Source organism: Desulfosporosinus cupriresistens, from assembly GCF_001707885.1.
Lineage (GTDB): Bacteria > Bacillota > Desulfitobacteriia > Desulfitobacteriales > Desulfitobacteriaceae > Desulfosporosinus.
The window spans coordinates 43,607-51,447 of sequence record NZ_MASS01000032.1 but is presented as its reverse complement, the minus strand read 5'-3'; the positions used below and the strand labels follow the sequence as shown (position 1 = coordinate 51,447).

Genomic DNA, 7,841 nt, shown 5'->3' with positions numbered 1-7,841 from the left:
GTACGCTTTGATCCGCAACTACATTTACTGGAGCAGTATGGAATGATTATATTAGTAATTCTTCTTTTTACCGATATTCTTGGAAGTGTACTTTTTCCAACAATCAACGGGATACTCTACACTTATCAGACAATCATAACTCTTGTATTAAGTCCTTTTCTTGGTCCAATGTGGTTGAGTTGATGATCATTATGATAAACGAAAACTGCGATAACAAAAAGGAGTGTTAGATATGAAAGGTAGAATATTTAGTGGGATGCGTCCGACAGGGGCGTTGCATATCGGTCACCTAAGCGTAATTCAGAACTGGGTTGCCTTACAGGAGGATTATAATTGCTATTTTTCCGTCGTGGATTTGCACGCCTTAACCACAGGGTATGAAGATCGATTAGACTTTCCTCGTCTACGGCGAGAGATTGCCCTAGATTGGCTCAGTGTGGGAATTGATCCTGAGAGAAGCGCTGTCTTTCTACAATCTGCGGTCAAAGAGCACTCTGAACTACATTTGCTATTTTCAATGTTTACGCCGTTGTCTTGGTTGGAACGTGTTCCTACGTACAAAGATCAAATTCAACAATTAAGCCAACAAGGGAAAGACCTAGGCACGTATGGATTCTTAGGGTACCCTCTTTTAATGGCAGCTGATATTTTAGTTTACAAAGCAAGTGTTGTACCAGTTGGGGAAGATCAGATCCCGCATGTCGAGCTATGTAGGGAAGTGGCCCGTCGTTTTAATCATCTTTACGGAACGGTTTTTCCTGAACCGAAAGATCTTGTTGGTAAAGTACCTCTCTTACCGGGAGTCGATGGGCGTAAAATGAGTAAAAGTTATCATAATGCCATTTCTCTAACGGCTTCGCCTGAGGAGATCAAGACGCGGGTCCAACAAATGATTACTGACCCGGCTCGGCTCCGAAAAGATGACCCAGGGCACCCTGAGGTCTGTATTGTAGATAAGTTTCATCAGATCTACACTCCCGAAGTTGCCGAAGTGGAAGAAAATTGCCGCGCAGGGAAAGTCGGTTGTGTCGCTTGTAAACGCCACTTGGCGGAGAATTTAGAAAAGTTATTAAGTCCATTTAGGGAACGGCGTGCTTATTGGGAGGAGCCTGGCCGCGTGGAGAAAGTCCTAGAAGAAGGCGCAGCTCGTGCTCGATTAACAGCCTCTGAGACAATGAAAGAAGTTCGCTGCGTCATGGGGCTGTAAATGGAGAATGGGAAGACCGGTCCGCAGATAGAACTTCCTGCCTATCATGGTCCACTTGACTTACTATTGACCCTTATTCAACAAGAAAAAGTGGATATTTATGATATTCCAATTGCGCGGATTGCAGACCAGTTTGTGGAAGCCGTCAGACAGATGGAGTCTTTGGACATGGAAGTCACAACGGAATTTCTTGTTCTTGCGGCTCAACTGCTCTACATGAAGTCAAAGGATCTTTTGCCTAAACCTGCGAAAAATGAAGAAGAACAGGTGGAGGGAGAAGACCTGCGGCAGGAACTAGTGGAGCGCTTACTGGCTTACAGGGCATACAAACAGGCAGCTCAAGTTTTAGAGGAATTGGAAACTTCATCTGGAAGGTCATATTACCGAGAAGTCGACGTAGAAGCTTTACTAGCAGATGCCCAATCGGAGGACCCACTCAAAGGAATATCTTTTGAAAACCTTTGGCAAGCGTTTCGTAGGGTGATTGAACGTGCTGAAAAAGGGGACGAAATCCGGCTTGTTAAGCCTGATGAGATTGCGATTGATGTAATGGTTGCAGATATTTTGCGGCGTGTTATTCTTCATCCGAAAGGGATGCGGTTTTCTCAGCTAATGCGTCTGGGATCGCGCATGGAAATGGTTGTCTCTTTTCTGGCATTGCTTGAACTATTGAAGTCTGGCAAACTTCGAGCTGAACAACCTGCGATGCTGAGCGATATTATGTTATTTCCAACGAAGAAGGCCTGGGAATTTACGGAAGAGGAGTAGGTGAGATGCTGTTTCGGGAGCCAGAGACGGCTGCATTAGAAGCGCTTTTATTTGTAGCCAAAAATCCGCTGACGCTTGAACTACTCGGTGAGATTCTTGAGTTGAATTTGTTAGAAATTGAAGAACTGCTTAGTACACTTCGGGCTCGATATGCTGGCGATTCCTGTGGTTTGACACTTCTTGAAATCAATGGCGGATATAAATTGGGCACCAAGCCAGAGGTTGCTCGCTATATCGAGATGCTTTATAAGCAGCCGGCGCAGGCCCTTTCCAATGCAGCACTTGAAGTGCTTTCGATCATCGCTTACAAACAGCCGGTGACGCGCGGAGAGATCGATTTTATCAGAGGAGTCCAATCCGATCGGGCCTTGGCAACGCTAATCGAAAAAGGATTAGTGAAGGATGTTGGTCGAAAGGAGGGGCCCGGGCGCCCCATTCTTTATGCAACGACCGAACAATTCCTTCTTCATTTCGGCTTGCGTTCCTTAGACGATATGCCTAACCTTGAAGTGGAGTCGCTTGATGAGCCAAACTAGTGCTCTGACGCTTGAATAGTTATTTAAGAGCAAATCTAAGTCTATGATTTGGGCATTTTTTCGAGATAGCTAACTGCTTCTTGAAACACAGAAGCATTAATCAACAAATATAAAGTTAGGCGACGGTGTAGCAATAGTTATTCATTTAAGGGTACATGACTCCTGATAATTGGGTAACATAATAGAGATTAATCCATATTATGGAATTAGAAAGTGAAATAACCTCCGATCTGCTAATATCTCAGTTTGGTCGGCCAATCTTCTAGGCCGCTTGAGCGGCCCAAATTATGGAGAAAAGGGGTTATTTTATGGGCTTCGGCTTTGGAGCACCTTGTGTCCCTCGAATCGTTGCACTTTTTGACACCTATCCAATCGGTGCAACGCTCCGGATAGGTATGGATTCCAGTTTCTGGATCGGTAGCTTCGGCGGACTTCAAGATGGCGTCGCACTATTAACCAATGCAAAACTTTTTTCAAATGTGGGTACTCCGATCGATGGTCATCGTCCTGTTGTGCGAATTCCGATACGCGCAATCACTTTCGTCAGTCAATAATTTAGTTAGTAAATGGGGAAGGGCAGCTATATTAGTTGTCCTTCTTCATAGTTCCCTTATTTAAGAAAGCGATATAGTTATGTTCAAAAATATGGAATATTGTATAGAACATTTCTAATTAGGGTATCTTACCTATTTAGATACAGTCAATATGACGAGATGTGGAGTACGGAGGGGTTTTTGGTGCGGGTTTTAGCATTCTTGCTCGCAGTGGCTATTCTGTTACTACTTAGCTTAGCATTAAAAGCTGAAGTGAATTTTCGATACCGACGTATCGAAGAGGAAGATCATATTGATATCGATTTGTCTGCCTTCCACGGGCTATGGCATACTCAATATCAGATTCCAACCCTTCAATTAGAATGGGAAAAAGGGCCGCAGCTGGAAATCGAACAAGTTGCTAAAAGTAAAGGGGGTGAACGACAAGCCACGACAACAGCGCGTTTTCGCTATATACGAAGAGGTTGGTTATCTCGACTTTGGCTACATGTTCCTCGTTTGTTACGGCGTTTAAATCGAGTGAAGAGTCAATTTTACAGAGGAATCCATTGCAGGTCCATTAACTGGCGTATAGAAATTGGCTATAAGGATGCATCCCAGACGGCGATCGCAGCGGGAGCTTTTTGGACTATGTTTGGTTTTGCACTTTCGCGCCTATATCAACAGGTGACGGTCGAAGTCCCATGTCCAGCTCTGGTTGTTGTTCCGCAATTTAAAAAAGAAGGTTTTTTGTGCGATATTCAATGCATATTCCACTTGCGAATCGGTCATATTATTTTTGTAGGAATAAATCTACTGCGAACGTTTAAGCGGGGTATAAGGGGGTAGCTGTATGGGGAATCATCCTATTGAATCCTTGATGAAAACAGCCATGGAGAGCATCCAACAGATTGTGGATGTGAACACGATTGTTGGAGATCCGGTAGAAAGTCCAGATGGATCCGTGATTATTCCAATATCACGGGTTTCTTGTGGTTTCGCAGCAGGTGGTAGTGAATTTGCACCACCAGATGACGATAAAGAAAAAGGAAATTCAGGCGGCACACCAGGACAAGCACCATCACTTCCTTTTGGGGGCGGTGCAGGAGCGGGAGTATCAGTACAACCTGTTGGTTTTTTAGTCGTAGGTAATGGGACAATTCGACTTCTTCCTGTCGATAGTAATGTGGTAGTTGATCGCTTGATCGATACAGTTCCTGATCTGTTAGACAAGATTGCGGGAATGTTTCAGAAAAAGAAGAAAGTTTCGGATGACATTATAATTGCCCGCGACTAGATTGGTCATGACTATGAGCGCAATAATAGTAATAGGATTGGATAACCAAGAAAGAACGAGATTTCTCGTTCTTTTTTAGTTGTCCTTATCATACATTCTATTGAAATAGGGGGTGGGAAATGGTTAATCTCATCTGGCTTTTAATGTTGGCGACTGGAATTATCGTCTCTGCGCTCAATGGGCATATCGAAAGTGTAACGGTATCTGCTCTGAAAGCAGCTGAACTAGGAGTAGAGGTTGCCATAGAACTGATTGGTGTGATGAGCTTATGGTTAGGTCTCATGCGCCTGGCGGAGGAGGCTGGTTTTGTTAAAGGGATTGCCCGTTTATTCGGACCTGCAATTCGTCATTTATTTCCTTCACTTAAGCCAGATAGTCCGGCACTTGGGGCTATCATCATGAATTTGAGTGCTAATATATTAGGACTGGGTAATGCCGCAACACCTTTCGGATTAAAGGCTATGCAAGAACTTCAAAAGGAAAACCCGACACCCGATGTAGCAAGCCCGGCAATGATTACCTTTCTTGCTTTAAACACATCTTGTATTACCCTTATCCCAGCTACGATTATAGGAGTGCGACTTAAGGCGAATTCAGCAAACCCAACAGAAATTATCGGCACTACAATCGTTGCGACAGGATGTGCTATGTCCGTTGCAATCATCGCTGATTACCTTATTCGTCACAGGAGGAAAAAATGAGAGTTATTGCTGAGATTTCTCGTTGGGCGATTCCATTACTCTTATTACTTATCCCGGTGCTCGCCTACCTGCGTAATGTCCCTGTCTATGAATCCTTTGTGGCTGGAGCAGAGGAAGGGTTCAAAACTGGTGTACGGATCCTTCCCTTTTTAATTGGAATGCTTGTGTCTATTAGGGTTTTTGTAGATTCAGGAGCACTCGATATAATATCGCATTGGTTACAGCCGCTATTCGGGTTTTTAGGTTTCGATTCAAACTTTGCAGCGATTATCCCATTAGCTATCATGCGTCCTCTGAGCGGATCGGGAGCCTTAGGGGTAGCAACCCAACTAATTAATCAACATGGACCGGATTCCTTTATTGGACGATTAGCTTCAACTCTTCAGGGCAGTACAGACACCACATTCTTCGTGCTAACGGTCTATTTTGGTTCAGTGGGCATCAAAAAATATCGTTACGCTTTAAAATTAGGATTATTAGCCGATCTCATTGGTCTAATCGTTTCTGTTTGGATTGTCACCAAGACGTTTTATTGATTCATACTTTGTGCATACTAACGATGAACCGAAAGGGGGCATTGTGTAGTATGCTATATATAGTTCTACCTGCGTATAATGAGGCCGCAGCCCTTCCAAACTTGCTCGAAGACATCGCGCAGAATTGTGCACCAATCCCACATCAGATCGTTGTCGTTAATGATGGAAGCTCAGATCGAACTCAGGAAGTTGTCGATAAATATGCTATGACGCATAAAAACGTCCACAAAGTTAACCATGATCAAAATCAAGGGCTTGGAGCAGCCTTAAACAGCGGTTTTCAGTATGTCTTGAATTATAACCAAACTCAAGGTCACCTCTCGGAAAATACCGGTTACAAGGAGCAGGAAGTTACAGACATGCTCATAACGATGGATGCGGATAATACCCACCCGGCCAACTGCATTCCTTTGCTTTGTGAGGCCATTTGTTCAGGTGCCGACCTTGTGATTGCTTCGCGTTATGTTCAAGGCGGTGAACAGCATGGGCTTTCATTAGGGCGTAAGGTACTATCTTGGGGAGCAGGGAAAGTCATGCATTATTTTCTCCCCATTGCAGGAGTGCGAGATTATTCGTGCGGGTACCGTGCTTATCGGCTCTCCATCTTGGCTGAAGGAACTCGAATATATGGTCCGAATATAATTAAAAGCCAGAATTTTTCAGGAATGGTTGAATTGTTATTAAAAGTTGCTCCTTTAGCAGAGCTCGTAACTGAAGTTCCCTTAAAACTTCATTATGAACTTAAGGTTGGTGCCAGTAAAATGAGAATAGGGGCTACAATTTGGGGATATATCCAGCTAATCTATCAGACAAAACGCAAAAGGTGGAGTACTGTGGAATGGGTCGAGGAATAAGACGTATACTCTTGTGTCTAATTCTACTTCTGGCCTTGATAGTCCGTCTGCGGGGAATAACCAATCCGTTGTTGGATAATCAAGGCTGGCGACAAGCTGACACGGCGAGTATGGCGACCCATATGCTTGGTCGACTAACAAATATTCCAAGTGTTTTCTTGCCCCAGCTTAATTATGATGGAGTTACCCCTCAAAAGGTTGAATTGGAGTTTCCTTTTTTGCCTTATCTACTGGCTTGCACATGGACTTTGTTTGGTTGGGCAGATATTTGGGGACGGCTATGGTCGATTATCTTATCTTTGGTTACGGTAGTTGGAATCTATGATTTAGGTCGGAAGATGTTCACCGACCGTGCAGGGCTTTATGCGGCAACCATCTATGCCTTAATGCCCTTATCAATTTATTATGGACGAGTTGTTATGCCTGAACCGATGGCCCAAGCTTGGAGTATTTGGGCCTTAGTTATGATCTGGCGATGGAGAATTACGCAGCAGGAGAGAGGAATTTGGAAAGTGGGCTTGTTAATGGCCGGGGCAATCTTGGCCAAGCTTCCTCAGTTAATGTTATTTCCGGTTGCCCTCCTGCTTGGCTTTTGGCCACTAAATCGTAAGCGAGTAGCTCAGCTTGTCCATTATAGTATGTTTGTGCTAATTCCACCTATGGTATATTATTTATGGGTACATTCTCAAGTTGCTTCTTCAAGTCAGTTTGTTTCAGGAATTTTGACGGATCAAGTGGCCAAGAACGTACACAATCTAAATTGGAAATTGATGGAAAGAAATATTCAGCGAGGGTTTACTGACAGTATTCTCTTTCTTTCAGGTCTCGGTATGTGCCACCTGATCTTTTCCCGCTCTCCGGTGCGCATGGCCCTGCTGATTTGGGGAGGAATTGCTGCCCTTTATATTGGATTAGTTTGTGTTCGTATTCCCTTAGATTACTACTTAGTCCCAATTTTACCCCTGTGTGCCTTGCTAAGTGGCTATGCACTCGGCCAGATAAAAAGTCTGCCGGGAACCGTGATCGTAATTATGCTCTTAATATTGATCAATCGAAGTTCTTATACCTACTTAACACCTAAGTATCAGTGGAATCGAGAATATCTCACTCAAGCCAAGTGGATTCAAGACCATACACCAGACTCGAGTATTCTCGTCTTAAGTGATCCACCGCCGATGACGTTTTATTATGCTCGGCGTGTTGGTTTTCGACTATCTATTCTAAAGGACGAGGACATCCCGTCGAAAGTAATGCAAAAGTTTCCCGCTGATTACTTTGTTCAGCTTCCCCAAAGTGCCCAGAAAGAGCTCTTTTGGGAAGACATTCAGAATAGTTACCCGGAAGTTGGGCCGGGCATTTTTGATCTTAATAACCCTAAAACTAATCGATGAGGAGAAGGGACCGGAGAT

At 43.9% G+C, this 7,841-nt stretch carries 10 protein-coding genes and 1 pseudogene; all 11 read left to right on the top strand.

Annotated features, from left to right (window positions below; translation table 11 throughout):
* Positions 1-183: pseudogene (locus DSBG_RS23415) on the top strand (site-2 protease family protein); the annotation flags it as partial.
* A gap of 49 nt (positions 184-232) precedes the next feature.
* Positions 233-1,207, top strand: coding sequence for a tryptophan--tRNA ligase (trpS, locus tag DSBG_RS13395; protein WP_068964822.1), 975 nt, complete (start codon positions 233-235; stop codon positions 1,205-1,207).
* Positions 1,208-1,975: a segregation and condensation protein A gene (locus DSBG_RS13390; RefSeq protein WP_068964821.1), complete on the top strand. Its 768-nt coding sequence runs from the start codon at positions 1,208-1,210 to the stop codon at positions 1,973-1,975.
* A 5-nt stretch (positions 1,976-1,980) separates the two neighbouring features.
* Positions 1,981-2,511: an SMC-Scp complex subunit ScpB gene (gene scpB / locus DSBG_RS13385; RefSeq protein ID WP_068964820.1), complete on the top strand. Its 531-nt coding sequence runs from the start codon at positions 1,981-1,983 to the stop codon at positions 2,509-2,511.
* A 308-nt stretch (positions 2,512-2,819) separates the two neighbouring features.
* Entirely contained in the window at positions 2,820-3,065 is a 246-nt protein-coding gene (locus DSBG_RS13380; RefSeq protein ID WP_068964819.1) for a hypothetical protein, read from the top strand.
* A gap of 183 nt (positions 3,066-3,248) precedes the next feature.
* On the top strand, positions 3,249-3,893 hold the full coding sequence (locus DSBG_RS13375) for a DUF2953 domain-containing protein (RefSeq protein WP_083236861.1): 645 nt from the start codon (positions 3,249-3,251) through the stop codon (positions 3,891-3,893).
* Positions 3,894-3,897: 4 nt separating this feature from the next.
* Positions 3,898-4,341: a GerW family sporulation protein gene (ytfJ, locus tag DSBG_RS13370; protein ID WP_068964817.1), complete on the top strand. Its 444-nt coding sequence runs from the start codon at positions 3,898-3,900 to the stop codon at positions 4,339-4,341.
* Between the two features lie 119 nt (positions 4,342-4,460).
* Positions 4,461-5,042, top strand: a complete 582-nt coding sequence (locus DSBG_RS13365; protein WP_068964816.1) for a nucleoside recognition domain-containing protein — start codon at positions 4,461-4,463, stop codon at positions 5,040-5,042.
* Positions 5,039-5,578, top strand: a complete 540-nt coding sequence (locus DSBG_RS13360) for a spore maturation protein (protein WP_068964815.1) — start codon at positions 5,039-5,041, stop codon at positions 5,576-5,578. The genes DSBG_RS13365 and DSBG_RS13360 overlap by 4 nt, the downstream gene beginning before the upstream one ends.
* Positions 5,579-5,628: 50 nt before the next feature.
* On the top strand, positions 5,629-6,432 hold the full coding sequence (locus DSBG_RS13355; protein ID WP_068964814.1) for a glycosyltransferase family 2 protein: 804 nt from the start codon (positions 5,629-5,631) through the stop codon (positions 6,430-6,432).
* Positions 6,417-7,823 (top strand): glycosyltransferase family 39 protein, encoded by a 1,407-nt coding sequence (locus DSBG_RS13350; RefSeq protein ID WP_068964813.1) that lies wholly within the window; start codon positions 6,417-6,419, stop codon positions 7,821-7,823. Before DSBG_RS13355 ends, DSBG_RS13350 begins: the two co-directional genes overlap by 16 nt.
* Positions 7,824-7,841: the final 18 nt, after the last annotated feature.